Raw genomic sequence first — 26,900 nt, forward strand, 5'->3', positions numbered from 1 at the left:
CGCCCGGCTTCCCACCCATGGGAGGCCGGGCGTACCGTATCGGTCCATGCTTAGCACTACTGCGCAAGCCAGGTCAGTGCTTCCTGCTCGTCCTCGAAATACTGGACGGGGCAGCCGGGCCACGCGAGTCCGCGGAGGCTGTGGGCGATGATCCTGTCTACCGGGGAGCGGCCGAGAAGGCGAACGCTGCGACCGTCGACGCCTCGCTGTAGAACGCGACGGCTTCCCTGCTGACCGACTCAACGTTTGTAATCTCAAGGAGAACGGCAACGGGGCTGCCCCTGGTGTGGGCCAGCACTTGGGTACTGGTCCAGGCCCCGTCGGCTTGGTTGATTTGTGCCTGAGGCTGGAGAACCAGTCGCAGGATACCGGGCCCGACCCAGGCGATGGTGACACGCGGGGTCGACTCTTCCACCTGCTGCCCAATGTCCCCAACCCTGTGGGTGTCAGTACATTCCCCAGATGCCATGACGCCTGCATTCAGCCTTGGCAGCCCCGCGATGAAATACAGACGGCTGCGTTCCTCAAGCCCGTCTGCATCAGGCCTTCAGACATGCTATGAGAAAGGCGCGTCAAGGTCGAGTATGTGACTCCCTCGCCGACGCCGGCACCTAAAAGCCAAAGCCCCGGGCTGGCTAAGGGTCGCCGGCCCGGGGCTGGTATCAGCCTGGCTGCTAGCTTTTGCCGAGGAAGATAGGGTTGGTGAGGGCTGCCATCGGGCCGAGCAGCAGGGTGGTGCCCATGTTGTTGCCGTTGCTAGGCGTGCCGTCCGCCATCGGGTGGCGGACTTCGACGCGCACATAGGCGGCGAGTTGGGCTGTTGTGATCCACTTATGGCTACCCTGCCCGGAGGCCGGGAGGGTGACCTGCTGGGTCTGGCCTTCGTCGGTGATGATGCGAAGGACGCCGTTCGGAACGCCGGCGACTTCCACGCTGACTGTGACCGGCGCGTCAGGGGCGACGTCCAGATGCTCCCCGACGCCGGCTTTGCGGCCTCCCGCAGAGGCGGTGACGTCGAGTGAGATGCTGGCGGATTCGGCGATCCAGCTGCGCCCGCTGCGGATGCCCTCCAGCACAGCGTCGTGGGACAGCGCTGCAGCGTTGACGACGTTGTGGGGCAAGCCTATGACCTGGGGTGCACTGTGCGCATCGCTGTTGCCCATCGCCGGCACCCACCGCCCGCCGGCCCGCACGGAATGGGCGAGCATGGAATCCCAGGTGTTGATCGCGTATTCATCGTCAGCGGTCCACGGCCCGGTCCAGACCTCGACGGCGTCGGCGTCGTCGTACCCGAATTTCCAGCGGCACGCGACATACGGGCAGTAGGGGTGCGCCGGCACGACAAGCCCACCGGAGGCGTGAATGTGCTGCGCCTCTTGTTCGAAGCCTTTCTCACGGGCCCGGTAGCGCCAGTCGATCCAGTCTCCCGGCTCAATGCCCAGGGCCAGGTAGTGGCCATTGCGGGTAGTGACCTCCTCCCCGGTGAGGATGAGCAGGTCATCCCCGGCCAGCGGCCCCCACACACCGTGGGATGCCGGGGTGTTGTGGTCCGTGCTGATCATGAAGTCAAGCTTCGCCGCTCGGGCGCCGGCAGCAACCTCGGCCGGGGTCCGCTTGCCGTCGGAGTAGATGGTGTGCAGGTGGGCGTCGCCCCGGTACCAGCCGGCCCCCTTGCCCTTCACCTGCTTCGGCGGGTACTGCGGCTCGAACGGCTTGCCGTCGGGACCGTACTCGAGGGTCACGTTGACGGTGTAGTCCATACCCTGCTCGGCCACCTGGTAGGGGCCCAGCGCGATGTTCCAGGTGCCTTTGCCGACGGGACCGGGGAGGTAGCCGGGTGTGGCCTCGGCGGCGCTGATGAAGAACTCGGTCCGGAAACCACCGGACCAGCCACGGAAGCCCTTGCCGGCAAGGTCGGTGCCCTTTTCATCGAAGACACCGATGTCGCAGGAGTTGGAGAGCAGCCCGGGAGTGACGCTGGGCTTGCTGTAACTGTAGGAGACGCTGATCTTATTGACACCGGCAGGCACCTGGACCGGCAGGTATACGAAGTCAGCTGCCCCGGGGTCCAGATGCCCGGTGATCGTCTGGGTCTTGCTGGTGCCCGTATCCGCGGCCGCGAAGGACATCGGCGCCAACGTCACGGCAGCACCGGCCAGCGCGGCGGCCAGGAAACCCCGGCGGGAAGGGGACATGGAAACACTTTCGGCCTCGTGGGCCTTGCATGGTGAAGTCACCGATCGAGTCTCACCATGCGGACTTAACCGCAAGCGACGCGGCGATGAACGTAACCCCAACGGCGATCATCAATTTGAGAGCGTCCTGGCATGTGCAGATAAGGCCTGCAACCCTCCGTTGCCTACTCGGAGATGCGCACGCAGTCCTAAGCATGCTTACTATGGATGCAGCCGAATGCGAACGGCTGCCGGGTTGCGTCGGCGCCAGTACCATCCTCTGCGACACCGTGCTGGAGGCGGGCCGCTCCGTGTCCATCTTCGCCCCGTTCGCCGAGCCGGCACCCAAGCCGCGCCGGCGCCGGTTCACCCTCCCGGACGACGAGGACCCATTCGCCTGAGTCCTCGGAGGTCACGGCCAAAAAAGTAAAGCCCGCGTCACTCGACGCGGGCTTTACTTTTGAGGCGGACTGGTCAGACGCGCGACCGGCCTTGGACGAAGTGGATGATCAGGACGATCACCGCCACGACCAGAAGGATGTGAATGAGACCGCCGCCGATATTGGCCAGCAGCCCGAGCAGCCAGAGAACGGCGATAATGATGGCTATCCAAAGCAACATTGGTATCTCCTCGTTCGTCCGCGGTTGGAAGTGCTGACCCGCCCGCTCTTCGTATGATGCGCTCATGCTACGGCACGAACAGGCTCCTCAACAGGACAAACGCTGAATCGTGCGGGTGCCCGGTGTGTCTGAGCGCACCCGGGCAGGGGAAAAGTCGTTTCCGCACACATACGGCCCATGACTGAACTGCGATACATCGAGACCGAAGAGCAGTGGGATGCCCTGCCGATCGGCACGCTCGCCGGGTCGGCTACATCGAGCACGATGACAACGGCGCCGGGATCGACGAGGGGAAGAAGAAGATCACCTCCGCGTCGAGGGTGACTTCCGTGCCAATGTCGGGGACTACATGCTGGCCGGCGGCAAATACTGGGCCGAGATCCGGGGCTGGGAACAGGGCGCCTACGCCGTGGACACCGCCGCCATCCGTGATGCGGCCACTCCGCCATCGCAAAGTGATGCATCCGCCGAAGCAGCGGTCGACGAGGCAATCGCGGACTACAACCGCGCCTTGGACGACATGAACCGCATGTCCAGGAAAGACATCCTCTCCCCCGACCTCCAAGGTCCAGGCCGTTCTCCGGCAAAACGCATCATTGAAGCCCTGTCCGCCCTGGGCTGGGCTCCCGCGATGGAGTACCCGGAAGGCGTGCAGGTGTGGACGATCTCGGGCATCCCGGACGGCGGCCGCTCCGACGGAACCCAGGCGTACTTTTCCCTGCCGTCCCGTAAGGACGAGCACCGCTTCGACTTCCAGGACCGCGGCGACATCTGGCTCGGGAAGCCCACCGTCACGGTCAACTTCGAGGTCCCGCGCACACGGCTCTGATCGCTCGTTGCGTCAATTCCCCACGAATGTAGGGTTTTAGTGCATGGACGCTGTGCGAGACCTCACCGTGGCCGAGGCGGTTGACGCCCTGGGCATCACCAGGGCGTCCGTTCGCGATTTGCTTCGCTCAGGCCGGCTGTCGAGCACCGGCAGGGCGGAGCGGGTCCTGCTGATCGACCGCAATTCCGTCGAACGCCTCGCGGCTTCCGGCACCCGGCGCGGACGCCTGGACTGCCAAGACAGCCTGGGCCGCGCTGCAGGCCGACATCACGACACTCAAGGACGCCGCCCCCACGGATAGGATCGCGGACGCCTTCAAGATCAAGACCACCGCCTCTCCGGTTACGGCGCCCAGGTCCAGGAGATGGTCCAGACACTCGTACAGAAGGCTGCAGCGCCGGCCGCATAACCGGAAGCATCCTCTACGGCTCGGGCCGGGCAACCCTCAGCGGTTGCCCGGCCTTTGTCGTGTCTGGGGCAGCACCAGGCCACCTGTCAGTTAATGCATCGTTCAGGCCCCATCGGTCCAGTGCTTCACCAGGCTTCACCGACTCTTCCCGGCCACGGGTCAGACTGGCTCCATGACTGACGACAAAGAAATCTTTCGTTCCGGGTTCTCACGCCGCGGCTTTTTCGGCACCGCGGCAGTAGCGGGCGTCACAGCCGCCTGGGCATCGGCCACTCCGGCCTCGGCCGACGACAAAGCAAAGCTGCCCTCCTCGGCGGGTGATCCACTGACCACCCCGGTAGTGAACGGGCTGCACCTACAGTTCGGCGCCGATGCCTCCAGCGAAGTCGTCGTCTCATGGCACGCCCTGCAGCCGGTCAAGAACGCACGGTCAATGCTCGGCGAAGCCGACGGAAGCTACGGCCGGACCGAGGAGGCCGTGGAAACCAGCTACGTTGACGCTAAGTCCGGGCAAAAGGTCTACGCCTACCACGCCAAACTGACCGGGCTCGCCCCGTCCCACGACTACATCTACGCGGCGATCCACGACGGCGCGCAGGCGGAGTTCGGTTCTTTCCGGACCGGTCCGCGCGGACGCGGAAAGATCACCTTCACCAGCTTCGGCGACCAAGGCACCCCCACCCTTGGGAAGAAGGCCACCAATGCCAGTGGTGGACAGCAATGGGTCAACGACAACCTTGGCTCCCCCGCGGCCGGCGACATGCCGGCCGGAGTCGAACGCGTCCAGCCACTCTTCCACCTTTTCAACGGGGACCTCTGCTACGCCAACCTCTCCGAGAACCGCGTCCGGACCTGGACGGACTTCTGGGACAACAACTCGCGCAGCGCCCGCCACCGACCCTGGATGCCCGCAGCCGGGAACCACGAAAATGAGCTCGGCAACGGGCCCATCGGATACGCCGCCTACCAGACCTACTTCTCCGTTCCGCCGCAGCCCGGGCAAACAGATGTCACCCGCGGTCTCTGGTACTCATTTACGGCAGGTTCGGTACGGATCATTAGCCTGGCCAACGACGACGTCTGCTACCAGGACGGCGGCAACAGCTACGTCCGGGGCTACTCACAGGGCGCACAGAAGGCCTGGCTGGAGAAAGAACTCAGCGCCGCCCGATCGGATCAGAACATCGACTGGGTAGTAGTCTGCATGCACCAGGTAGTCATCAGCACCGCCGGATCCTTTAACGGCGCCGACCTCGGCATCCGGCAGGAATGGGTGCCCCTCTTCGACAAATACGGGGTCGACCTCGTCGTTTGCGGGCACGAACACCACTACGAACGCTCCCACCCGATCCGCGGCCAGCAGAAGAACGCAACACTGACCCCCATCCTCGCGGATACCCGCAAGGACGTCATCGACACCACCAAAGGCACCGTCCACCTGGTCCTGGGTGGCGGCGGAACATCCGTAACCTCGAACCAATTGTTCACCAACCCTCCCGTATGCCGGGTCATCACCGCCGTGGGCCAACCTGACCCCACGACGCACAAGCGTCCACCGGTCTATGTCCAGGAAGACGCCCCGTGGTCATCCCAGCGCGACGCCGCGAACTCGTACGGTTTCGCATCCTTCAGCGTTGACCCCGGCACCGAACCCGGAGGAACAACAAAGATCGAGGTGACCTACTACAACGTCACCGGCCCGCAGGGCCAGCTTGCTTCCTTCGAAACCTTTACACTCCAGCGGCCCCGGTCGGATTCACCAAAGAAGGCCGGCGCCGAGGAAAAGGACAAGGTCCACAGCTAAGTCCTCAGCTGGGCCACGAATAGAACATCCGCGCTTAGGTCGGGCAACCTTCACCGGTTGCCCGGCCTTCGTCGTCTCTGGTGAGACGTCCAGCGCTTGAATTTCACCCAGCTGCCACGGCAACATTTTTGCCCGGCCCATCACGCCGCCGCGCCTTTCTGCGTGAGCAGCCACGCCTCTACAGCGGAAGCTCGGGATAAACCCCGGACAGCCCCTTGTATTAGGGGTTTCCGGGGTTTTTCGCTGGTTAAGGGCCCGGGCAAGATCTCGACGGCGGGAAACCCCGGAACCTACTTCACTATGGACCGGATGAAGTCCTGGTCCTCCCGCGATATGGCTGCTTCACCATGCTGCCCCGTGGCAAGGTTCTCTCCGGATTCCTTGGAGATTACTGCCGCGATTGTTCGTGGGAGTATCTGGCATCCCGGGTTGTCGACGAGCCACTGCTTGATGGCCGGGTCAAGGCTGCTCCAACGGTCTTTGAGGTTCATTGCAGACTACTGCCTCCTTGCTCTGACGGCAGAGCCCAGGCTCTGCAGCAGGCGCTTTGCCCGCCCAACCCACAAGTAAACCGCGGCATGGCAAAGGGTCACAGGGACTAAAGTCTCGATTTCGAGCCGAAATTTGAAGGACGTCTCATCGGCAGACGCCCTCCGCGTGCCGGAAAGTTGTTCCGCGCGCCACGCAGGGTGCAGTGCCACGCAAGCCATTGGTCCATTGGCTGCTGCGATCCACGCCGCCGTCCGGGCATCCACGTCGGATAAAGAGTGCTGCGTGCCTTGCCAAGCCCTTTTGTTACGCCCGCCACCCGGGGTGTACGCCGAAGGTTCAGGGAACGGCAAGGCAGCCAAGGTATCATCCCCACATGACCCCCCGCTTCCAGGCTGCTGTTCCGCGCCCCACGGCCCGCACCCTTGCCTGTCCGGAGCGAAGCCGGACCCATGCCGGAGTCCAGTCGCGGACAAGGAAGTAGCGTGGAACCCAACGCGCCCCGGCATTTGAGCCAGGACGGCAAAGGCCCGGGCCGCAGGACGGTCCTCCTGGCAGCGGTGCTGACGCTGTCGGCCGCCGTGCCCGACCTGCAGCCGCATTCGAAGCACGTGCCCGAAGCGCAGGAAACTGCACCGGAATCCGGCGGTGATCCGGGGGACGATGCATCCGCGGTCATCAGCGTGGGCTCCCATGACGCATCCACACCTCCCGTGCCGCCGCGGACGCAGATCGTGGATACTTTCGGGAAGCGCCAGGCGCGGTACTGGGGAGTTGAGGCTCCCGGCGTCCTGACGCGGCTACCGCCCGGATCACCGGGCATCGCTCTCACCTTCGACTTCTGCGGCGGTCCCGGCGGCAGCGGCTACGACCAGGCGCTGCTCGACGCGCTGCGCCAGCGCCACGTCCCGGCCACGCTATTCCTGAATTCGCGTTGGATCACCGCCAACCCCACCACCGCACGGCAACTGGCAGCGGACCCGCTCTTCGAGCTTGCCAACCACGGGACTTCCCACAAGCCGCTGTCCACCACCGGCAGCACGGCCTACGGCATCCCCGGCACAAGGAACGCGGGGGAAGTCTACGACGAGATCATGCCGAACGATGGCGACATGGCCGGCATCAGCGGCAAGCGTCCCAGGTACTTCCGCCCCGGCACCGCGTACATGGACGACGTCGCCGCGGACATTCTGAGTGCGCTGGGGGTGAGGCCTGCGGGCTTCAGCATCAATGGCGACGGCGGCGCAACCTACCCCACCGCCGTCGTCGCCAAAGAGGTGGGAAAGGCCCGCCCGGGCGACGTGGTCATATGCCACGGCAACCATCCCGGCGGCGGAACGGCCGAAGGCGTGCGGCAGGCTGTGGACAAGCTGCTGGCAGCAGGAATCTCCTTCAGCCACCTGCCCTGAGGGCCACGCAGCTCCGCTGGCGGGCTGCGTGCTGATCCGATACGTTGACAGTGAAGCCCTGCCCCGCAGCGTTGGAAGGACCCCGGTCCGGCCGCTGCCAAACGTTAGGAACCCCCATGCCGGAACAGCACAACACGCCCGCCACCGGATGGATCCCTGCCTGGGCAGACCTTCAGGAACGCTCCATCGACCCCATCAACGCGGGTTTCGTCGTGGAGGGCGGCCTGGGACAAGCGGGTGGGGGCAGGGAGTACGTCTCGGCCTGGCCAGGCAGGGACGCGCAGGAGCTTGCGGCCAGGGCCGCAGACGAGCCTGGGGTGCGGCTCACGCTGCTATGCGCTGACGCCGCCACAGATGCTCCAGCCCCGGACGGGCTCGCCCCGGTGTCCGAGAGGGTGCTGCTCATGGCCCCGACGGCCGAACTGAACACGGGGGCGGAACTGCCTGAAAACTCGCAGGTGGCCCTGGCACCCATGGAGACGTACGACGCCGTCGAAATCACTGTCTTTGACCATCCCGTGGCCAAGGGACGGATCCAGGTGCGGGACGACTTCGCGGCCGTGGCCATCACGGAACTCCCGGAAGGACCTGACAAGGAGGCGTTCGAACGGGGCCTTTTCGCTGCCATGGCCGAGGAGGCGTTCCTCCATGGCGCGGAGTACCTGCACATGGTGGTTGAGCCGGATGCTGCTGCCCCCTACGAGGCATCCGGCTGGGCCGTCGCGGGCCGTCTCCTGGGCTTCGAAAAGAACTGACGACGGCGGTTCAGCCCACCCCACGGCGGGCGGCTGGGCAGCTGTCGATTCCAGCGGAACCGCAGGGTTCTCTATTCCGGCGCGGAACAACCACTTCTAGGATCGAATCATGGTTGCACCTCGGAGAGCCGTGCTCCGTGACTGGCGTGGTGACGCTTTGCGGGTCTGGTGCGACGCCTTCCGGGTCCACCGGCAGGGCCAGGAGGCGATCCGCGCCCGGCAGCCAGAGCGGCTGGCGACCCGGGCTGGTTCACCGCGCAGATCCGGGAATTCGATGAAGGCTAGTCCGGCCTGCCTACCACCACCTGGGACGGGCTGTGGGTGACATAGCCGTTTGCCCAGGAAAACAGCGCCCTGACTTTCTGCTGGAATCCGGGCAGCAGGGCAAGGTGGACTGCCAGCCAGGACACGAAGGCCAGGGGGCCCTGCAGTTGCAGGCGCTGGGGCCCCAACTCCGCGACGGCTGCGCCACGGCCCACCATGGCCATGTACCCCTTGTCGCGGTAGCGGAAGGGCTCCCGCACACCGCCGGTAAGGTCCGCATAGATGTTGCGGGCAGCCCATTTACCGGACTGCTGGGCCACCGACCCAAGCTGCGGCAGCTTGTTCCCCCCGGCATCTGTGATGTTGGCGGAATCCCCCAGAACGTAGACGCCGTCCAGGTCGGGTGCTGTCAGGTCGGGTTGCACGTCCACCCTGCCGCCCTTGCCCTGCTTCAGGCCGGACTCGGTGATGATCCGCCCGGCCTGCAGGCCCCCGGCCCACACCACGATCCGGGCAGGGATGACGGTCCCGTCCTTCAGGGTCACTCCGTCGGGGCGGACTTCCCCCACGGGCTGGCCCATGTGCAGCTGCACGCCCAGTTTTGTCAGGCGGTCCCGCGCATACTTCTGCGACTTCTCCGAAAAAGCTGCAAGCACGTTCGGCACCATGTCCACCAGGTGAACGTGGCAGCGGGCGGCCAGTCCGGGCGAGAAGTACTTTGGCACGAGGTACTTGACGTTTTCGGCCAGCGCGCCGGCGGTTTCCACGCCGGTGGGGCCGCCGCCCACCACAATGACGTCAGCCCCCACTGCAGGCTCGCGGTCGGCCTCGTCCATGACAGCGGTGATGGCCGAACTCAGACGGGTTGCATCCGCCACGGAGTACAGGGGGTAGGCGTGCTCATCGGCGCCGGGGGTGTTGAAGAAGTTCGGCACGGCACCGGTGGCGATGACCAGGAACTGCGCCCGGTAGCTGGAGCCGTCGGTGGTCGTGACGGTGCGGTTGGTCGCATCTATGGCGGTCACCTCCGCCGTCAGGACCCGGACATTGTTGATCCTGCGAAACTCCGACCGGAGCGGCCGGGTCACCGTGGAGACGCCAATCTGGGAGGCAGCCACTTGGTAGAGGAGCGGCTGGAACTGTTGGTAGTTGTTGGCATCGAGCAGCAGCACCCGGACGCCTTTGCGGCCCAACTCCTCAGCCGCCGCTTTTCCGGCAAATCCGCCGCCAACCACGATGACCTGATATGAATCGTCCATTCGAGCAACATACCCCTCCCGGCGGGTGAGCAACAGGGTGCCTTTGCCACTGCCGCTGCGGCGGCCGTTTTGCCGCGGCTCGGGGCGGGGCAAACCTGCCGAACGGAGGTTCGCGGGCACCTAAGATGGCGGCATGGAAGACGAAGCCCTGGCGGACATTGCCGACCGGCTGTATGCCGGGTCGCTGGACGACTTCGTTGCGGCCCGTGCCGCAGCGGCCAAGGAACTTGCACGCCAGGACAAGGATCTGGCGGCAGCGGTCCGCGGCCTGCCGAAGCCTTCCGTAGCCGCGTGGGCCATCAACATGCTTGCCCGCCATCGGCAGGACGTGCTGGCGGGGCTGGGTGAGCTTGGGTCCCGGATGCGGGCAGCCCAGGACTCGCTGGACGCCCCTGCCCTCCGGGAGCTGGGCCGGGAGCGGCGCATCATGCTGGCGGACGCCGTCGACACTGCCAAGTCTGTTGCCCGGGAGCAGGGCCGCTCAATCAGCGACGCAATGGCTTCCGACGTCGAGGAGTCCCTCAGGGCACTGACAGCGGACGAGGGTGCGGCCAGCGCCGTTGGCAGCGGGCGGCTGTTGAAAGTCGTGTCCGCCGACGGCGTCAACGACGTCGACCTGGACGGGGTGGTGGCCCTCCCGGGGCTGCTCCCGGCGACGCCATCCGTCCGCCCCCTCACCGCTCCTCCGCACGACCTGAAGCCAGGAGCGTCCAAGACGCCGGGGCCGAGGTCAATTGGGCCTAAGTCAACAACGCCGGGGGCGGCAACGGCCAGGACGCGAACGACGGCGGAGGACAGCTCCGAGCCAAAGCCCACCAAGCCCCGGCTTGAGGCAGTGCGGCAGGGTCCGCGGCTTGCCTCGCCGCCGGCACTGGAGCGGGCTAGGGCCGCCCTGGCAGAGGCCCGGGCGGCGGAAGAGGAGGCCTTGCGGCTGGCAGGTGAACTGCAGGAACAAGAAGAACGGATGCGCGCGGAAATCGCGGAACTCCAGCAGCAGGCGGTTGAGCTGCGGACCCGGCTTAGTGCCACCGAAGAAAGCCTGGACCGGTCCCGCAAGCGGCTTGCCGCAACCTCCGCGGAAGCGAAACAAGCCGTACGGGCGCCAGGCAAAGCCGGCCGCACGGCCATGCTGGCGCAGGAACGCGTACTCCGGCTGGGCAACAACTGAGGGACGCCGGCGCACCAGCCCAGGCGGAAATTGCCTCTCGCCCTTGGCGCCGGCGGGACCTACTGTGGAGCTATGGACGCCGCAGCAGCACATGCCTTTGCGATTCCTCCGGTATCAGTTCACCGGCCCACCACGGCCGTTGAAGACATCATCACCCTGGCGGCCGGCGTCTGGCTCCTCACTGGAACCTATGTTGACGGCTGGGCCCACAACAACCTCCGCGACCTCGAAACATTCTTCACTCCGTGGCATGCCATCCTCTACTCGGGCTTCGCTGCCTGCGCTGTTTGGATTGCCGCCCTGACTTGGCGACGGCACGTCCCCGGCACCCGGTGGATGGAAGCGGTCCCCGCCGGCCACGGGACAGCGGCGGCAGGAGTCGTGCTCTTCCTGGCCTCCGGGATTGGCGACTTCGCCTGGCATTCGGTGTTCGGCATTGAGCAAAACATCAGTGCGCTGTTCAGCCCGTCCCATCTGGGGCTCGCCACCGGCGGCTTCCTCATCCTGGGCGCGCCGTTTTCCGCCGCCTGGCACGCGCCACAACGGCCGTGGCCACAACTGATGCCGGCATTCGTGAGCGCCATGCTCGCCGGCATGGTTGCAGCGTTCATCCTGCAGGAGTTCGCGGTCTTCTCACGCCACGGACTCATCCAGACGTTCACAACCGCTGCCGGGACACAGCCCGCGGTGACGGTCCCGACGTCGTCGAGCATCATGGTCTCCCTGGCAACGTTCCTCGTCTCCACGTTCGCGCTCTTCGTTCCAGTCCTTTTGCTGTCGCTGCGGTGGCGCCTGCACGCCGTGGTGCCCGCAGTCATGGTGCTGGTCCCCTCCGTAGCCCTGCAGATCATGGTTGCGCTGCGGGACGCGTGGCTCCTGCCGGTTGCCGTCGCCGGTTCCGTCCTCGTGGGGGCCGTGTGGGCGGTGGTGCGGCCTGCCCCTGGCCGTCCCGCGCGGCTCATGACCGCCGCAGGACTCTCCCCGGTCGTATTCTGGGCCCCGTATTTCGCTGGCGTGGCGCTCCACGACGGCTCGCTCAGCTTCTCCCCGGAGGTCTGGAGCGGAACCCTCGTTTGGACCGGGCTGGGGATGCTTGCGCTGGCCGCGCTGACCCTGAAGGCTGTGCGGGCAGGGACAACTGCCACAGCGGAGGATTCAGCCCGCTGATTCGCCTGAAGAGATACCACGATGTGCCCAGCGAACGGGCGCACTCTTCTTCGTGTCCGGCGACCTGCCCCGTGATGTGGAGCAACTGCATCGGGTACTTACTTCCGAAAGATGCAGTTCACCAGGCCGCCACGACAGGTCAACTACTGATTAGTAACTTGAGAGCTCCTGTTGAGACCCCAACCTTAAGAGGCCCCACAATGAGCTCTAAAACTAACGGGTGCGTCCTCACGACGGCCGCGGCCCGGCACCGCCGCGCGGCTGTCGCCGCGCTGGCAGTGTCACTCCCCTTCGCATTCCTTGCCCCGGCCGGCGCCTCCACCGCGGCGCCCACCGCCCCGGCACCGGACCAGCAGGCTGCCGCACCATCACAGTCCGCCCATCTCGACCTCGGGGCGCAGGACTTGCCCGAGACGCGCACCGTGACCACCCTGGCCCCCGGCCTGACCCGGACCGCCATCACCCGCGGCGAGCCCAACCAGGACTTCTTCTGGACTGCTGAAGTGGCCGTCCCGTCCACCTCACCGGACCCCGATGCCCCTGCGTCGGCCCTCTCCACCCAGGCACAGGCCCAGATGGTTGCCGACAAGCTCAACACCGCCGGCGTCACTGCCCGGGTGGAGCACGTACAGTCACCCAGCTGGCCGACGCCGGCGGCGACCTCGGCTACCGGGTCCGCGCCGGACAGTTCACCGCAAAGGCCGATGGAGCCGCCACCGTGAACCAGATCAAGGCGGCCGGCTACAAATCCTCCGTCATCTACACCGGCTGGGACGGCGACGCCGGCTCCAGCGAGGATGACCGCGGGCCTTGGAACCTGCAGGTACTGACCATCGACCCGAAGGAATTCCGCGGCGACCTCACGTCGTCGTTCGGCCCGAACCTCGAAGACCGCGAGACCACCAGCTCACTCGCCGCTGCTGCCGGTGCCCTGGCCGCGACAAACGGCGGTTACTTTGTCATGGACCCCAAGGCAGGAGCGCCCGGCGATCCCGCAGGCGCAGCAGTCCACGACGGCAAGGTCCTCAGCGAACCCGTCGGCGACCGCCCCGCCCTGGTCATCGACAAGAACAGCACCTCCATCCAGCGCCTGCACTGGCACGGCTCCGTGACCGGCACTGGGCAGGCTAAAGAACTTCCCCTGGACGGGATCAACCGCGTGCCCGGGCTCATCCGTAACTGCGGCGGCACCGACGACACCCCCACCAACCTTCCGCTGCACGACTTCACCTGCACGGACGCGGACGAGATCGTCGCCTTCACCCCCGAATTTGGTCCCACAACGCCTTCAGGGCCCGGACTCGAAGTCCTCCTTGACGCCCATGGCACCGTTACCTCGGTCAACCACACCCGCGGCGCCGCTGTCCCAGCAGGCGGACAAACCCTGCAGGCCATCGGTGCAGACGCGGACAAACTCGCCGCCCTGGCCGTCCCGGGTGCCAAACTGAAAGTCGACACCGACCTGCTCAACGAGGGCGGTAAGGCCTTGAAGACCGGCGCCACCACGGATGTCGTCAACGGCGGCCCGACCCTGGTCCAAAACGGCCAGCTCAACGTCACCGCCCGCCGCGACGGCATCGTCCGCACCAATGACAGCAACAGCTTCTTCTATGGCTGGGTTCACAAGCGCAACCCCCGCACCATCGCCGGCACCGACGCCCAGGGCCGCACCCTGCTCGTCACCGCAGACGGCCGCCAGACCACCAGCCTTGGCCTGAGCATCAAAGAATCAGCCGACGTCGCCCGTTCCCTGGGAATGGTCAACGCCATCAACCTCGACGACGGCGGCGGCTCCACCACCATGGTCCAAGGCAGCAAGGTGGTGAACTCACCCTCCGACGCCACCGGCGAACGCCCGGTGGGCGACGCCCTCCTCGTACTGCCCGGCCGCAAGCAGTAACCCCGCGCAGGCCGGACGCACACCCATTTCAACAATCCTGGAGAACCCATGAAGTCTTCCCCAGTTCCCCGGCCAGCAGGCCTCTCCCGGCGCGAAGATGCCGACCCTCGCCGAAGTGTTTGATCTCGCCAACCGTTACCCGGCCAGCCTGGCAACCGCACCGTGGCACTGACCAACAAAGACTTCCTGCAGGCCGGCCAGCCGGGCAAATCGCCCTGGCTCGGCGGCATCGACTCGGACGACTTCGGCGGGGACCTGGTGGACGCCGGCTGCGTCCCCTACGTGACCGCAGACATGGTGACCCGCGCCCACGCCAAGGGCATGCAGGTCATCCCCTGGACGGTCGATGACAAGCCGTCCATGCGCAAGCCCATGGACGACGGGGTCGACGGCGTCATCACCGACTACCCGGACAAGCTGCGGAAAGTCCTGGCGGAACGGTCCCTCAAGCTGCCCAAGCAGTACACCCTGGAACCCGGCATGTCAGCAGCGAGCTGATCACGGAAGAGGCGCGCCCTTTGCCGGGGCTCGCCTTGCTCGTGCCCGGAATCCTGGACCGTCGCCCTGGCCGAAGGCCAACGATTGTGTGGGGGTATCCCTGAGTCCAGGTGCCGCTGGGAAGCAACACGCGGTGCCCATTCCCAGGAATGTCAGACCCCGGTTGCAGACTGGATTTATGGAAAACCAAGCTGTACAGGAATTTCACGTAACGTACTTCGACGCCGACTGTGGCCGGGCCCGCTCTGAGGTCTTTGACACGCTGGAAGAGGCCGAGCGTTTCGCAAGCAGGCACTGCCACGGTGAGGACAGTTGGGCCGTTGTGGATGCCGTGACCGTGGAGCGCGTCCGGGCCGCTGCCTAGGCGGTACTCAGCTCACTGCAACAGGCCGCAATAACGTGTCAGCGGGCGGTTAAGAGCATCGGCCCGCGCTGCCTGGCAAGGTGCAGGCGGCGCGGGCGGACGTTGCTTTGGCGGTTGGTGGCCACCCAAGGGTTGGGCAGGTACCGCCGCCGCGGGTTAGGCGAAGTCGGAGACCGCGGGATCAGCCCCGATGCGGCCTTCGCCGCTCGCGGTCCGGTCCAGGTTGTTGATGGCTTCCACGTCCTCGGCGTCCAGGGACACCTCGAGTGCTGCGAAGTTCTCCTTGATGCGGGACTCGGTCACGGACTTGGGGATGACCACGTTGCCGATCGCGAGGTGCCAGGCGATAACCACCTGGGCAGGGGTGGCCTGGTGCTTGGCAGCGATGGACGCGACGGCAGGATCCTGCAGCAGGTCCCCGCCCTGGCCCAGCGGAGACCATGCCTGGGTCAGGATGCCCTTGGCGGCTCCGAACTCACGCAGTTCACGCTGGCTGAAGTAGGGGTGCAGCTCGATCTGGTGGATGGCCGGAACCACACCCGTTTCGTCGATGAGGCGCTGCAGGCCCTCGGCGGTGAAGTTGGAGACGCCGATGGACTTGACCCTGCCGCGCTTCTGAAGCTCGATCAGCGCCTTCCAGGTGTCAACGTACTTGTCCTGTTTGGGCTGCATCCAGTGGATCAGGTAGAGGTCCAGCGTTTCGAGGCCAAGCCGGTCCATGGATTCCTCGAAGGCGGCGAGGGTCGACTCGTACCCCTGGTCCGCGTTCCACAGCTTGGTGGTGATGAAGATCTGTTCCGGGGTCAGGCCCGAGCTGGCGATGGCGCGGCCAACGCCGGCCTCGTTGCCGTAGATCTTTGCCGTGTCGATGTGGCGGAAGCCTGCTTCGAATGCCTGGCGGACAACCTTTTCAGCCACGTCGTCCTCAACCTGCCACACACCGTAGCCAAGCTGGGGAATCGTGTTTCCGTCGTTGAAAGTCAAGGTAGGTGAAAGAGTCATGCTTTCCATCCTGCCAAACCTTCACCCCGACAGGGCACGTTTCCGGCCGCTGTCAGCCAGCCGCTTAACCGCGATATTCACCCGCCGGATCGGGAATATTTCCGTGGTGCTGCCCCGGCTATTCGCCGCGAAGCTGCCTCTCGGCGTCGTCCACCTGCTGGAAGACGGCCTCAGCGCGGCGCCGCACCGACGCCGCACCTACCGGCACCGGCCCCACTGCGAGCCGAAGCATCGCTGCCGCCTCGGCGGTAGTTGCCAGCGAATTTCCCGCTTTGGAAAGTGACCTGTGCACGTCCGCCAGGGCGGCCGGGATGTCCAGTCCGTCACTGGGCGCACGCCGCTGCGCCTCCATGCAGACCGCCCGGACACGCTGCAGAAGGGCAGTCAATTCGTTGGCAATGTCCACCAGCTCGCCGTACAGCTGGTCCTCTTCTACGCCTTCCAGCACCTGGTGGTAGCGGTCCAGTCCCCGGTGGAAGCGGTCGTGCGCGCGGCGCCACAACCCCTTGCCCAGTTCCACGTCATCCTTGCGCCCCTGCCTGGCGTCGCTGAAGAAGCCCAAGCGGAACCTACAGGTACTGGCCCGGGCCGTGGTCCGGGTCCTCGCGCTGGCTGGGCCGTGCCGCGCCCCCGGGCCGTGCTCCGGCCGGCGCGCGCTGCGGCTCGCCGTTTTCACCAATCACGACGCCGGGCGCAATCATGGTGCCGGGCGGAAGCTGCCGCAGCTGCAGCTGTGCCGCGGCGTGTTCCCGGGCTGCGTTCTGGGCCGCGATGGCCGTCTGGATCCCATGGAACAGCCCCTCAAGCCAGCCCACCAGCTGGGCCTGGGCTATCCTGAGCTCGGCATCGGAGGGTGTGGCCTCGTCGGAGAAGGGCAGGCTGATCCTGTCCAGCTCCGCTACGAGCTCAGGGGCCAGCCCGTCCTCAAGCTCCTTGATGGAGCGCGCGTGGATGGCGGCGAGCCTGCCCCTCGCGGCGTCGTCGAGCGGTGCCGACTTAACCTCCTCCAGGAGCTGCCGGATCATGGTGCCGATCCGCATCACCTTGGCAGGCTCGTCCACCAGATCCTGCAGGTTGCTGCCCCGCGGCCTGCCATCCCCGTCCGCCGGGCCCTGGACCGGAGCCTGGGTGTCGTCAACGGGAGTGCCTTCTACCGGGAGGTCCTCAGCTGCCTGAGTGTCTTTGGGATCGCTCATGCGTTCATACTCTCACGGCGCATCTGCCCGGGGCCCACTGGTGAAGCCATGTGGCAGGCTTGTCCGCTGCAGGCTCAATCAGCAGCACCTGCCCTGCGGATTGCTGTCCTGGCGGTCCGTCCGGTCCCGCCAGAACTCGCGCTCGCTGAGGGGTACTTCCTGGTGCCCGGCCGCCCGGTGGTGTTCCAGGTACTTGGCATAAGCGTCGGCGCCCATGACGGCGCCGAGGTAGCGGGCAAACCCGCGGAACCCGTTGGCCACCAGGGCAATACCGGCGCTCATTAGTGGCCGGCCCGTTCCAGGCGCGCGTCCGCGGGGACCTTCCCCCACTCGGTGGCCAGTTCACGTTCGGCGGTGGTCGGCACCAGCCCGGCGGGGGCGAAGACGCGCGACGGAAGAGCAGGGTCCTCATTATCGGTGGTGGCTGTCCCCGCCGACCGGTCACGGAACGCTTTGACCGTGGCCAGCACCGCCGTCACAATCACGATGATGCTGAGCACCACGAAGATCACTGACAGCCAGCCCTGGATGGCCGTGTTGCGGACAACGGCTTCCATCGCGGCCACCGATTTCGCGGTGCCGAATTCCTTCTTGCCGTCGGCCAGCGCCTTGCTGAAGGCAGCGTTGTTGGCGAAGTAGCCCACCGCAGGGGTAGAGGAGAAGATCTTCTGGTAGCTCGCAGTGATGGTGACCACTGCGGCGAACGCCAGCGGCAGGGCCACGATCCACAGGTACTTGAACGTTCCGCGCTTGGCCACGATGGCCAGGCACACGGCCAGCGCAATGGCGGCCAGCAGCTGGTTGGCGATGCCGAACAGCGGGAACAGGGTGTTGATGCCGCCCAGCGGATCGGTGACGCCCATCAGCAGCACAGCACCCCAGGCAGCCACCATGACGGCGGTGCACAGCCACGCACCGGGACGCCAGGAGGCTTCCTTGAACTTGGGGACGAAGTTGCCGATGGAGTCCTGCAGCATGAACCGGGCCACGCGGGTGCCCGCGTCCACTGCGGTGAGGATGAAGAGCGCCTCGAACATGATGGCGAAGTGGTACCAGAACGCCATCATGGCCGTCCCGCCGATGAACTGCTGCATGATGTGTGCCAGCCCCACCGCCAGGGTGGGGGCGCCGCCGGAGCGGGACACGATGCTCTGCTCGCCGACGTCCTTGGCAGTCTGCGCGAGGACGTCGGGCGTGATGTTGACTCCGGCCAGCCCGAGGCTGTTCACCCACTGCGCGGCCGTTTCCACGGTGCCGCCCGTGAGGGCCGTGGGGGCATTCATCGCAAAGTAGATGCCGCGGTCGATCGAGATGGCTGCAACGAGGGCCATGATGGCCACGAAGGATTCCATCAGCATGCCGCCGTAGCCGATAAACCGGGTCTGGCGTTCCTTTTCGATCAGCTTGGGCGTGGTGCCCGACGAGATCAGGGCGTGGAAGCCGGACAGGGCCCCGCACGCGATGGTGACGAACAGGAAGGGGAACAGTGCGCCGGAGAGCACGGGGCCGTTCTCGCGGGAAGCGAATTCACTGAAGGCAGGGACCGTGATTTCGGGACGGACAACGATGATTGCCAGCGCCAGCATGACGATGACGCCGATCTTCATGAAGGTGGAGAGATAGTCGCGGGGAGCCAGCAGCAGCCACACCGGCAGGATCGCGGCGATGAAACCGTAGATGAGCAGGCCCCAGGCGATGGTCACCTTGTCCAGGTGGAAGAACGCTGCTCCCCATTCCGTGCCTGCTACGGCGCCGCCGCCGATGATGGCGGCCATCAACAGGACGAAGCCGATGATCGAGACCTCCATGACCTTCCCGGGCCGCAGGTAGCGGAGGTAGACGCCCATGAAGAGGGCGATCGGGATGGTCATCCCCACGGAGAACACGCCCCACGGGCTCTCACCCAGTGCGTTGACGACGACGAGGGCCAGGATGGCCACGATGATCACCATGATGAGCAGGGTGGCGATGAGGGCGGCCGTGCCGCCGATGACGCCCAGCTCCTCGCGCGCCATCTGGCCGAGGGAACGGCCTCCGCGCCGCATTGAGAAGAAGAGCACCAGGTAGTCCTGCACCGCACCAGCGAGGACGACGCCGATTATGATCCAGATCGTGCCCGGGAGGTAGCCCATCTGTGCCGCGATGACCGGGCCTACCAGGGGGCCGGCGCCGGCGATGGCTGCGAAGTGGTGGCCGAACAGGACGTTGCGGTCCGTGCGGACGTAGTCCTTGCCATCGGCCTTGTACTCGGCCGGGGTGGCACGGCGGTCGTCAGGCTTGGTGATGTAGCGTTCGATCACCTTGGAGTAGAAGCGGTACCCGATCAGGTAGGTGCACACCGAGGCGAAGACGAACCAGATGGCGTTGACGGTTTCACCGCGGACGATCGCCAGCATGAACCAGGCGACGCCGCCCAGAAGGGCGATGGCGGCCCAGAGAGCAACCTTGCCCGGAGTCCATTTCCGGTCCTCGGCGTCGAGCAGTGCCTGGTCCACAGCGGGCGGGGGAAGATCCGGGTCTGTCGCCAGTCCGCCCTCCGCCCGGGATCCGTTGTTCCGTTGGTCAGGCACTCCGGCCATGTCTCCTCCTTGAGAGATTTCGCACTTCTGCTACGGGCACCCTACCAACCAGTAACCCGCCAGGAGCTACCGACGGCCGCGCGGCGCCGGCCTGTGCGGTGAGCGGCGTCGGCCCGGCGACGAACGACCGGGTCACGCTGGGCAGGGCCGCTGCCCACTCACCGGCGGCTGTCCGCGTTGAGCGGGGCGTCTTCCGTGGCCCCGTTGGACGTTTTGCGTGCTGCCCCCGCGGCAGCGGCCTGCGCCTGCTGGACCATCCTGGCCTCGCAGAGGTCCAGCCAGCGGACTTCCGCTTCGGTCTGGAAGATCAGCGAATCCAGGACCAGGAGCCAGGCGGTATCCGCGGCCCGCTGGTTCGCGGCAGTGTCGCGGCGGGCCTTGGTGTAGTCCTGCAGGGCCCTGATGGACGCCACGCGCTGGGCCTGGATGATGGCCTGGACGTCAACCCCTGGCAAGGTGACGGCGAGCGCGAGCTTGATGGCGAGCTCGTTGCGCGGGGGATTGTTCCGCTCCACGGGGGCGGAAAACCAATTCCGAACCTCGGCTTTGCCCGCGGGGGTGATGCTGTACACCACGTGGCCCTCGCCGTCGTCGCCCTCCCTGGCCACCAGGGCATCGCGTTCCAGCCGGTCAAGTGTGGTGTACACCTGTCCGATGTTCAGGGGCCACGTGGCCCCGGTGCGGTTCTCGAACTCGACCCGCAGTTGGTAGCCGTAGCGCGGCTGGTCCTGCAGCAGGGCGAGTAGGCTGTGCCGAATGGACATTGTGCTCCCCCGGGCTTAGTCATTGCCGGTATGCACAGGCCCCCAAGACCCTGTGCATACCGCGTATACCAAGCCTAAGCCGGAAGCCCTCGCAGGCGCAATACCGGGTATGCAGTTCTACATGACCAGGAGGACCTTGCCCACGTGGTCGCCGCTGTCGAAATAGCGGTGGGCGGCTGCCACCTGGTCCAGCGGGAATGTCTTGGCAACCAGCGGGCGGATCCGGCCATCGGCCACCAGTGGCCAGACAGCATCCCGGACTGCAGCCATAATGGCGCCCTTCTCCGCCACCGGCCTGGGCCGCAGGGCGGTGGCCACCACCGCCGCGCGCTTCTTCAGCAGCAGCCCCAGGTCCAGCTCGCCCTTGGTGCCGCCCTGCAGGCCGATCACCACCAGGCGTCCGTAGTCGGCCAGCGCGTCCACATTCTGCTGGAGGTACTTGGCCCCCACCACATCCAGGATGACGTCAGCCCCCTTGCCGCCGTTCTGCCGCCGAAGGCTCTCCGGGAAGTCTTCCTCGGCGTAATTGATGGCGATGTCCGCACCAAGGAAGGCTTTCGCAGTGCTGACCTTCTCGTCGGTGCCGGCCGTGGTGGCCACCTTGGCGCCAAACGCCTTGGCGAGCTGGATGGCCATGGTGCCGATCCCGCCGGTGGCCCCGTGGATCAGGACGGTTTCACCGGGCTGCAGCTGCGCGGTCATGATCAGGTTCGAGTAAACAGTCGCAGCCACCTCGGGCAGCGACGCGGCGGTGACCAGGTCCACACCGTCCGGGACCCGCAGCACCTGCTCGGCTGGAACGGCCACCTGATGGGCATAGCCACCGCCGGCCAGCAGCGCCACTACTTTGTCCCCCAGTGAGAAGGGCTTGCTGACACCGGGCCCGAAGCCCGCGATCCGGCCCGACACTTCCAGGCCCGGGATCTCGGACGCACCAGGCGGCGGAGGGTAGAAACCACGCCGCTGCTGGACATCGGCCCGGTTAAGGCCGGCAGCCACCACATCAATCAGCACTTCACCCTGGCCGGGCACGCAGGCATCCACGTCCCGGACTTCCAGCACTTCCGGGCCGCCCGGCTCCGATATGTAGACGGCTTTCATGGACCTCTCCCGTTCCTGACTCAAATCCTGGCTGCAACCAGTGTGCACCGGGCACCTTCCCGGGGCCTGTTTTGTTGCAGGCAAGTGCCTATGAAACACTACTAGCTGAGGAAGGTTGTCCGAGCGGCCGAAGGAGCTGGTCTTGAAAACCAGTGTGCGGTAACCCCGTACCAAGAGTTCGAATCTCTTACCTTCCGCAAGGAAACCCCTGGCAGCCGGCACCGGCCGCCAGGGGTTTTTTGCTTTAAGCGGCCGCCCCGGGCCCTGCCGTGTTGCGCGCACGTAAATTCTTTGGAGTAACACCCTGCCGAAACCCGGCCTGAAGACTACCCACCGGTATCGTTTTGTGCCTGCCGGCACACCGTTGGGTTTGCCGGCAGGCATCACTCCCGCCACCAGCATCTCCGGCACGGGTTGGGGAAACCCGGGCCGGAGGGCGGGCCGCTCCGTTGGGGAACGCCCCACCGAATGCACGCTCCAGCCACCCTGCGTTCATTCAGTGCTGTTGTCATATGCCTGGACAACCGCTTGGCCACGGGCACACTCCCGTCCCAGTGCGATCCATGCAACACGCACCCACCGGGCCACCCACCCGGGACACCTCAATGAAAGTAAGAGCCGATGCATCACACACCTTGGAAGTTAGCGCTGGGCACAGCGCTGTCCGCGGGGCTCATCGCAGCCCCGCTGGCAGCTGTCCCGGCGGCCGCGGAGGTCTCAGCCGCGGCCGGCACCTCCCCCGTTGTCATCAACGAGGCCTACCTGAGCGGCGGCAGCAGCGGCGCCGCGTTCAAGAACAAATTCGTGGAGCTGTACAACACCTCCAACGCCCCCGTGTCCCTTGACGGCTGGTCCGTGCAGTACCGCTCCGGTACCGGCACAACGGCTCCCAGCGGGGTAGCTCCCCTATCGGGGTCCATCCCCGCGAAGGGCTACTACCTGGTGCAGGGCAGCAGCAACGGCACCAACGGCGCCGACCTGCCTACGCCTGACATTGCAACCTCCCTGAACCCCAGCGGCACTACGGGCACCATCGTGCTCGCCAAGCAGCGCACCGCCGGCGCGCTCTCCACCGGCTCCGTGGTGGAAACGGCAGGCGTGGCGGACCTCCTGGGCTACGGCACGTCCAACACTTTTGAGACGCAGGCTGCCACGGCACCTGCCGGAAACACCGACGTGACGAGCCTCAACCGGACCGCCGGCGCGGACAGCAACAGCAACGCCGCGGACTTCACCCTCAGCGCCGCCATCACGCCGACGGCCACGGGCGGGGCTGCTCCCGCTCCGGATCCGATTCCCACCCCCGATCCCGTTGCAAAGTCCATCGCCGAAATCCAGGGCACCGGCACTGAAAGCCCGCTGGCCGGCACCACCGTCACCACCAAGGGCAAGGTCACCGCAGCCTTCCCCACCGGCGGGCTCAACGGCTACTACATCCAGACCGCCGGCACCGGCGGTGACCTGACGGCCACCAACCACGCCGCGTCCGACGGCATCTTCGTCTACTCACCCGCAACGGTGGGGTCGGTGCAGACCGGTGACTTTGTTCAGGTAACCGGCACCGTGGCCGAGTACTACGGCATGACCCAACTCAACGTCACGGCGGCTGCGGGCCTCACCAAGCTCACCGAGGCCGCACCCGAGGTCAAGCCCACCATGTTCACCCTCCCCTCCACGGAAACCTTCCGCGAGTCGCTGGAAGGCATGCTCCTGGCACCGCACGGCGCCATGACGGTGAGCGACAACTACAGCCTCAACCAGTACGGCGAGATCGGCCTGGCCGGCGGAACCGCTCCCCTGGTCCAGCCCACCGCCGTGGCGCCGTACGGCTCGGCTGACTACGCCGCCGTCGTTGCCGACAATGCCGCCCGCAGCATCAAGCTCGACGACGGGTCCAGCACCAACTTCCTCAAGGACGCCACCACCAAGGCCGAAGTCCTGCCGTATCTCACCACCACGGACCCCGTCCGGGTCGGCTCGCCGGCCACTTTCACCACCAACGTGGTCCTGGGCTACGCCAACAACTCCTGGAAGCTGCAGCCACTCGCGCACCTGACTGAGGCCAACAAGGCTACCGTCCAGCCGGCCAGTTTCGGCCCCACCCGCACCGAGGCCCCTGCAGCCGTGGGCGGCAACCTGAAGATTGCGTCCTTCAACGTCCTGAACTACTTCCCCACCACGGGCGACACGCTGTCCGGGTGCACGTTCTACGAGGACCGCGCGGGCAACCCGATCACCGTTCGCGGCGGCTGTGACGCCCGCGGTGCGGCCAATGCCGAGAACTTCAAACGCCAGCAGGACAAGATCGTCGCCGCCATCACCAAGTCCGGCGCCGACGTGGTGACCCTGATGGAGGTCGAAAACTCCGCGCAGTTCGGCAAAAACCGCGACGACGCCCTGGCCAAGCTCGTGGAGGCGCTGGATATCCCCACCCCGGGCATCTGGGACTTCGTCCGCACTCCCGCGAACGCACCCCCGCTGGCCGACGAGGACATGATCCGCACCGCGTTCATCTACAAGAAGGCGGCGGCCGAACCGGTCGGCGAATCGCTCATCCACAACGACACCGTGGCCTTCGCCAGCGCCCGCAAACCCCTGGCCCAGGTGTTCAAGCCCGTCGGCGGGGGCGCCGGCAGCGAGTTCATCGCCATCGCGAACCACTTCAAGTCCAAGGGCTCGGCAGCAACCCCGGACGACACGGACAAGGGCCAGGGCGCATCCAACATCGCCCGCACGGCGCAGGCCAAGTCCCTCCTGGACTTTGCCAACTCCCTGCAAGCGGCCAAGGGCACCGACAAGGTGTTCCTGATCGGTGACTTCAACTCCTACGGCAAGGAAGACCCGATCAACGTCCTGACCGGCGCGGGGTACGTGAACCAGGACGATAAGGCCAAGAACGCCGACGGTACCGCCAAGCACTCCTACCTCTTCGGCGGCCTGGTCGGCTCGCTGGACCACATCCTGGCTTCACCCGCGGCCAATGCGGTGGTCGCCGGTGCCGACATCTGGAACATCAACTCGGTTGAATCCGTGGCGCTGGAATACAGCCGCTACAACAACAACGTCACCAGCTACTACGCTCCGGACCAGTTCCGTGCCAGCGACCACGACCCCGTGGTGGTGGGCCTGAACCTGGCCTCCACGCCAGCAACTGTTGACCTGAACCTGCTGAACATCAATGATTTCCACGGCAGGATCGACGGCAACACCGTCCAGTTTGCCGGCACCATCGAGAAGCTGCGTTCCGCAGCCGCCCCGGGCGCCACAGCCTTCCTGTCGGCAGGTGACAACATCGGCGCGTCCTTGTTCGCCTCGGCGGTTGCCAAGGACCAGCCCACCATCGATGTGCTGAACGCCCTGGAGCTGAAGGCCTCTGCCGTGGGCAACCACGAGTTCGACGGCGGCTGGGCGGACCTGCGCGACCGCGTCATCGCGGGCGGCACCAACGCGAAGTTCCCCTACCTGGGTGCGAACGTCTACAGAAAGGGCACCACCGAGCCGGTCCTTCCGGAGTACACGGTGCTGGACCTGAACGGCGTCAAGGTTGCCGTGATCGGTACCGTCACCCAGGAGGTCCCTTCACTGGTGACTCCCGCCGGGATCGCCGACCTCGACTTCGGAGACCCGGTGGACGCCATCAACCGGGTGGCGGCGAAGATCACGGCGGACAAGCTTGCCGACGTCATCATTGTTGAGGATCACGACGGCGCCGGCTCCGGTGTGGTGGAAGGCGCCACGCTGGAGCAGGAAGTGGCAGCCGGCGGCCCGTTTGCCAAGCTGGTCACCGAAACGTCCCCCGAGGTGGACGCCATCTTCACCGGCCACACCCACAAGGAATACGCCTGGGACGCCCCCGTTCCGGGCGTTGCCGGCAAGACGCGGCCCATGGTGCAGACCGGCAACTACGGGGAGAACGTGGGCCAGATCCAGCTGACCGTGGACACCGCCAGCAAGCAGGTGGCCTCGTACAAGGCCGGAAACGTCAAGCGCACCGCTGACCCCGCCGCCAACCTGGTGGCAGCCTACCCGCGCGTGGCCGCGGTGAACGCCATCGTCAAGAAGGCCCTGGCGGATGCCGCCGTGGTGGGCAACCAGCCAGTCGGTTCGGTCACCAAGGACATCACCACCGCGTTCACCACGGACGCAACCGGCGCCGCCAAGCGTGATGACCGCGGCAGCGAATCCACCCTGGGCAACCTGGTGGCGGACTCCCTGCGATCCTCCCTGCAGCCGGCTGAGGCCGGCGGTGCGGAGATCGGCGTCGTCAATCCAGGCGGCCTGCGCAACGAGCTGTACTACGCCCCGGACGGCACCATCACCTATGCCGAGGCAAACGCTGTGCTGCCGTTCGTGAACAACCTGTGGACCACGTCCCTGACCGGTGCACAGTTCAAGACCCTGCTGGAGCAGCAGTGGCAGACCAACCCGGACGGCACGGTTCCCAGCCGCGCCTATCTCCAACTGGGCCTGTCAAAGAACGTCAACTACACCTACGACGCTGCGCGCAGCGCAGGTGACCGGATCACCTCGATACGGGTGAACGGCGAACTGCTGGATCCCGCCAGGTCCTACCGGGTGGGCACGTTCAGTTTCCTGGCAACCGGCGGCGACAACTTCCGGATCTTCACGGCAGGCACCAACACCCGGGATTCCGGGCTGGTGGACCGGGACGCGTGGATCGGGTACCTGCAGAAGAGCAGCCCGGTTTCCCCTGACTTCTCCCGACGCACGGTGGCCGTCACGAACACCACCGCCGCTGGGGTCAAGCCCGGCGAACCCGTCACCCTGGCGGTATCCAAGCTGGACCTGACGTCCCTGGGCAGCCCGGTGAACACGTCCCTGTCGGCTTCGTTCACGGACGCTGCCGGCACGGTGACGCAGCTGGGCTCAGTTCCGGTGTCCTCCGGCGCGGCTTCCGTGAACCTTGCGGTCCCGGCCGGGGCGGCTGCCGGGACCGGCACCCTGGTGCTCACCGCCGTCGAGTCCGGCACCGTGGTGAAGGTCGGTGTGCTGGTGGGCGCGGACACCCCGGCGCAGCCGGTCTGCGTCCCGCCGGTGAAGCCCACCCGCCCGGCGGACGTCAACGGCCAGGCGAACTACGGACAGGCTATGGCCGCCTACCGGGCCTGCCTGCGCGGCTAATCCCCC

General features: G+C 66.2%; 25 protein-coding genes and 1 tRNA gene. 14 read left to right on the forward strand and 12 right to left on the reverse strand.

Annotated elements, in window-relative coordinates:
- Positions 1-157 precede the first annotated feature (157 nt).
- A complete protein-coding gene (locus tag IEW19_RS13185) occupies positions 158-469 on the reverse strand; it encodes a hypothetical protein (RefSeq protein ID WP_188572084.1) in 312 nt (103 codons plus the stop codon).
- A 205-nt stretch (positions 470-674) separates the two neighbouring features.
- Positions 675-2,195: a CehA/McbA family metallohydrolase gene (locus tag IEW19_RS13190; RefSeq protein ID WP_188572143.1), complete on the reverse strand. Its 1,521-nt coding sequence runs from the start codon at positions 2,193-2,195 to the stop codon at positions 675-677.
- Positions 2,196-2,398: 203 nt separating this feature from the next.
- Here IEW19_RS13190 and IEW19_RS13195 point away from each other — a divergent pair, with 203 nt between their 5' ends.
- Entirely contained in the window at positions 2,399-2,575 is a 177-nt protein-coding gene (locus tag IEW19_RS13195; protein WP_188572085.1) for a hypothetical protein, read from the forward strand.
- Between the two features lie 73 nt (positions 2,576-2,648).
- Here the strand turns inward: IEW19_RS13195 and IEW19_RS13200 are convergent, their stop codons facing one another.
- The gene (locus IEW19_RS13200; RefSeq protein WP_188572086.1) at positions 2,649-2,795 is read right to left on the reverse strand and encodes a lmo0937 family membrane protein; all 147 of its coding nucleotides are present in this window, start codon (positions 2,793-2,795) and stop codon (positions 2,649-2,651) included.
- A gap of 349 nt (positions 2,796-3,144) precedes the next feature.
- Between IEW19_RS13200 and IEW19_RS13205 the strand changes: the two genes are divergently transcribed.
- From IEW19_RS13205 to IEW19_RS13215, 3 genes are all read left to right on the forward strand, one after another.
- A complete protein-coding gene (locus IEW19_RS13205; RefSeq protein ID WP_188572087.1) occupies positions 3,145-3,624 on the forward strand; it encodes a hypothetical protein in 480 nt (159 codons plus the stop codon).
- 43 nt (positions 3,625-3,667) lie between these two features.
- Positions 3,668-3,925, forward strand: coding sequence for a helix-turn-helix domain-containing protein (locus IEW19_RS23545; RefSeq protein WP_229748467.1), 258 nt, complete (start codon positions 3,668-3,670; stop codon positions 3,923-3,925).
- A 280-nt stretch (positions 3,926-4,205) separates the two neighbouring features.
- Positions 4,206-5,837, forward strand: coding sequence for a purple acid phosphatase family protein (locus tag IEW19_RS13215; protein ID WP_188572088.1), 1,632 nt, complete (start codon positions 4,206-4,208; stop codon positions 5,835-5,837).
- A gap of 290 nt (positions 5,838-6,127) precedes the next feature.
- Here IEW19_RS13215 and IEW19_RS13220 read toward each other — a convergent pair whose 3' ends face one another.
- Entirely contained in the window at positions 6,128-6,328 is a 201-nt protein-coding gene (locus IEW19_RS13220; protein ID WP_188572089.1) for a hypothetical protein, read from the reverse strand.
- Between the two features lie 483 nt (positions 6,329-6,811).
- On the opposite strand from IEW19_RS13220, the gene IEW19_RS13225 reads away from it, so the two are divergent.
- Both IEW19_RS13225 and IEW19_RS13230 read left to right on the forward strand, forming a co-directional pair.
- Positions 6,812-7,735, forward strand: a complete 924-nt coding sequence (locus IEW19_RS13225; protein ID WP_229748468.1) for a polysaccharide deacetylase family protein — start codon at positions 6,812-6,814, stop codon at positions 7,733-7,735.
- A gap of 116 nt (positions 7,736-7,851) precedes the next feature.
- Positions 7,852-8,490: a hypothetical protein gene (locus IEW19_RS13230; protein ID WP_188572090.1), complete on the forward strand. Its 639-nt coding sequence runs from the start codon at positions 7,852-7,854 to the stop codon at positions 8,488-8,490.
- Between the two features lie 281 nt (positions 8,491-8,771).
- Here the strand turns inward: IEW19_RS13230 and IEW19_RS13235 are convergent, their stop codons facing one another.
- Positions 8,772-10,013 (reverse strand): NAD(P)/FAD-dependent oxidoreductase, encoded by a 1,242-nt coding sequence (locus IEW19_RS13235; RefSeq protein ID WP_188572091.1) that lies wholly within the window; start codon positions 10,011-10,013, stop codon positions 8,772-8,774.
- 133 nt (positions 10,014-10,146) lie between these two features.
- On the opposite strand from IEW19_RS13235, the gene IEW19_RS13240 reads away from it, so the two are divergent.
- The 6 genes from IEW19_RS13240 (at position 10,147) to IEW19_RS13260 (ending at position 15,110) form a co-directional block, all read left to right on the forward strand.
- Entirely contained in the window at positions 10,147-11,181 is a 1,035-nt protein-coding gene (locus IEW19_RS13240) for a hypothetical protein (RefSeq protein WP_188572092.1), read from the forward strand.
- Between the two features lie 72 nt (positions 11,182-11,253).
- Entirely contained in the window at positions 11,254-12,348 is a 1,095-nt protein-coding gene (locus IEW19_RS13245; RefSeq protein ID WP_188572093.1) for a hypothetical protein, read from the forward strand.
- Positions 12,349-12,548: 200 nt separating this feature from the next.
- A complete protein-coding gene (locus IEW19_RS23550) occupies positions 12,549-13,070 on the forward strand; it encodes a hypothetical protein (protein WP_229748469.1) in 522 nt (173 codons plus the stop codon).
- A complete protein-coding gene (locus IEW19_RS13250) occupies positions 13,067-14,248 on the forward strand; it encodes a phosphodiester glycosidase family protein (protein WP_229748470.1) in 1,182 nt (393 codons plus the stop codon). Before IEW19_RS23550 ends, IEW19_RS13250 begins: the two co-directional genes overlap by 4 nt.
- 162 nt (positions 14,249-14,410) lie before the next feature.
- Positions 14,411-14,746 carry a glycerophosphodiester phosphodiesterase gene (locus IEW19_RS13255; protein ID WP_229748471.1) on the forward strand — a complete coding sequence of 112 codons (336 nt, stop codon included), beginning with the start codon at positions 14,411-14,413 and terminating at the stop codon, positions 14,744-14,746.
- A 178-nt stretch (positions 14,747-14,924) separates the two neighbouring features.
- On the forward strand, positions 14,925-15,110 hold the full coding sequence (locus IEW19_RS13260) for a hypothetical protein (RefSeq protein WP_188572094.1): 186 nt from the start codon (positions 14,925-14,927) through the stop codon (positions 15,108-15,110).
- Positions 15,111-15,266: 156 nt separating this feature from the next.
- Here IEW19_RS13260 and IEW19_RS13265 read toward each other — a convergent pair whose 3' ends face one another.
- The 7 genes from IEW19_RS13265 to IEW19_RS13295 all read right to left on the reverse strand — a co-directional run bounded on the left by IEW19_RS13265 (position 15,267) and on the right by IEW19_RS13295 (position 21,752).
- Positions 15,267-16,112, reverse strand: a complete 846-nt coding sequence (locus IEW19_RS13265) for an aldo/keto reductase (RefSeq protein WP_188572095.1) — start codon at positions 16,110-16,112, stop codon at positions 15,267-15,269.
- A 118-nt stretch (positions 16,113-16,230) separates the two neighbouring features.
- Positions 16,231-16,674, reverse strand: a complete 444-nt coding sequence (locus IEW19_RS13270; RefSeq protein ID WP_188572096.1) for a hypothetical protein — start codon at positions 16,672-16,674, stop codon at positions 16,231-16,233.
- Between the two features lie 7 nt (positions 16,675-16,681).
- Complete coding sequence (locus IEW19_RS13275) at positions 16,682-17,308, reverse strand: bacterial proteasome activator family protein (protein WP_188572097.1); 627 nt, start codon at positions 17,306-17,308, stop codon at positions 16,682-16,684.
- Positions 17,309-17,386: 78 nt separating this feature from the next.
- Positions 17,387-17,590, reverse strand: a complete 204-nt coding sequence (locus tag IEW19_RS13280) for a YbdD/YjiX family protein (RefSeq protein ID WP_188572098.1) — start codon at positions 17,588-17,590, stop codon at positions 17,387-17,389.
- Positions 17,590-19,887, reverse strand: coding sequence for a carbon starvation CstA family protein (locus IEW19_RS13285; protein ID WP_188572099.1), 2,298 nt, complete (start codon positions 19,885-19,887; stop codon positions 17,590-17,592). The genes IEW19_RS13280 and IEW19_RS13285 overlap by 1 nt, the downstream gene beginning before the upstream one ends.
- Before the next feature lie 158 nt (positions 19,888-20,045).
- The gene (locus IEW19_RS13290; protein WP_188572100.1) at positions 20,046-20,651 is read right to left on the reverse strand and encodes a PadR family transcriptional regulator; all 606 of its coding nucleotides are present in this window, start codon (positions 20,649-20,651) and stop codon (positions 20,046-20,048) included.
- A gap of 117 nt (positions 20,652-20,768) precedes the next feature.
- Positions 20,769-21,752 carry an NAD(P)H-quinone oxidoreductase gene (locus tag IEW19_RS13295; protein ID WP_188572101.1) on the reverse strand — a complete coding sequence of 328 codons (984 nt, stop codon included), beginning with the start codon at positions 21,750-21,752 and terminating at the stop codon, positions 20,769-20,771.
- Positions 21,753-21,861: 109 nt separating this feature from the next.
- On the opposite strand from IEW19_RS13295, the gene IEW19_RS13300 reads away from it, so the two are divergent.
- Positions 21,862-21,949 (forward strand) — tRNA-Ser (locus IEW19_RS13300).
- 424 nt (positions 21,950-22,373) lie between these two features.
- On the forward strand, positions 22,374-26,894 hold the full coding sequence (locus IEW19_RS13305; protein ID WP_188572102.1) for an ExeM/NucH family extracellular endonuclease: 4,521 nt from the start codon (positions 22,374-22,376) through the stop codon (positions 26,892-26,894).
- Positions 26,895-26,900: the final 6 nt, after the last annotated feature.

This window comes from Arthrobacter liuii (assembly GCF_014639275.1).
In the GTDB taxonomy this organism is placed as follows: Bacteria; Actinomycetota; Actinomycetes; order Actinomycetales; family Micrococcaceae; genus Arthrobacter; species Arthrobacter liuii.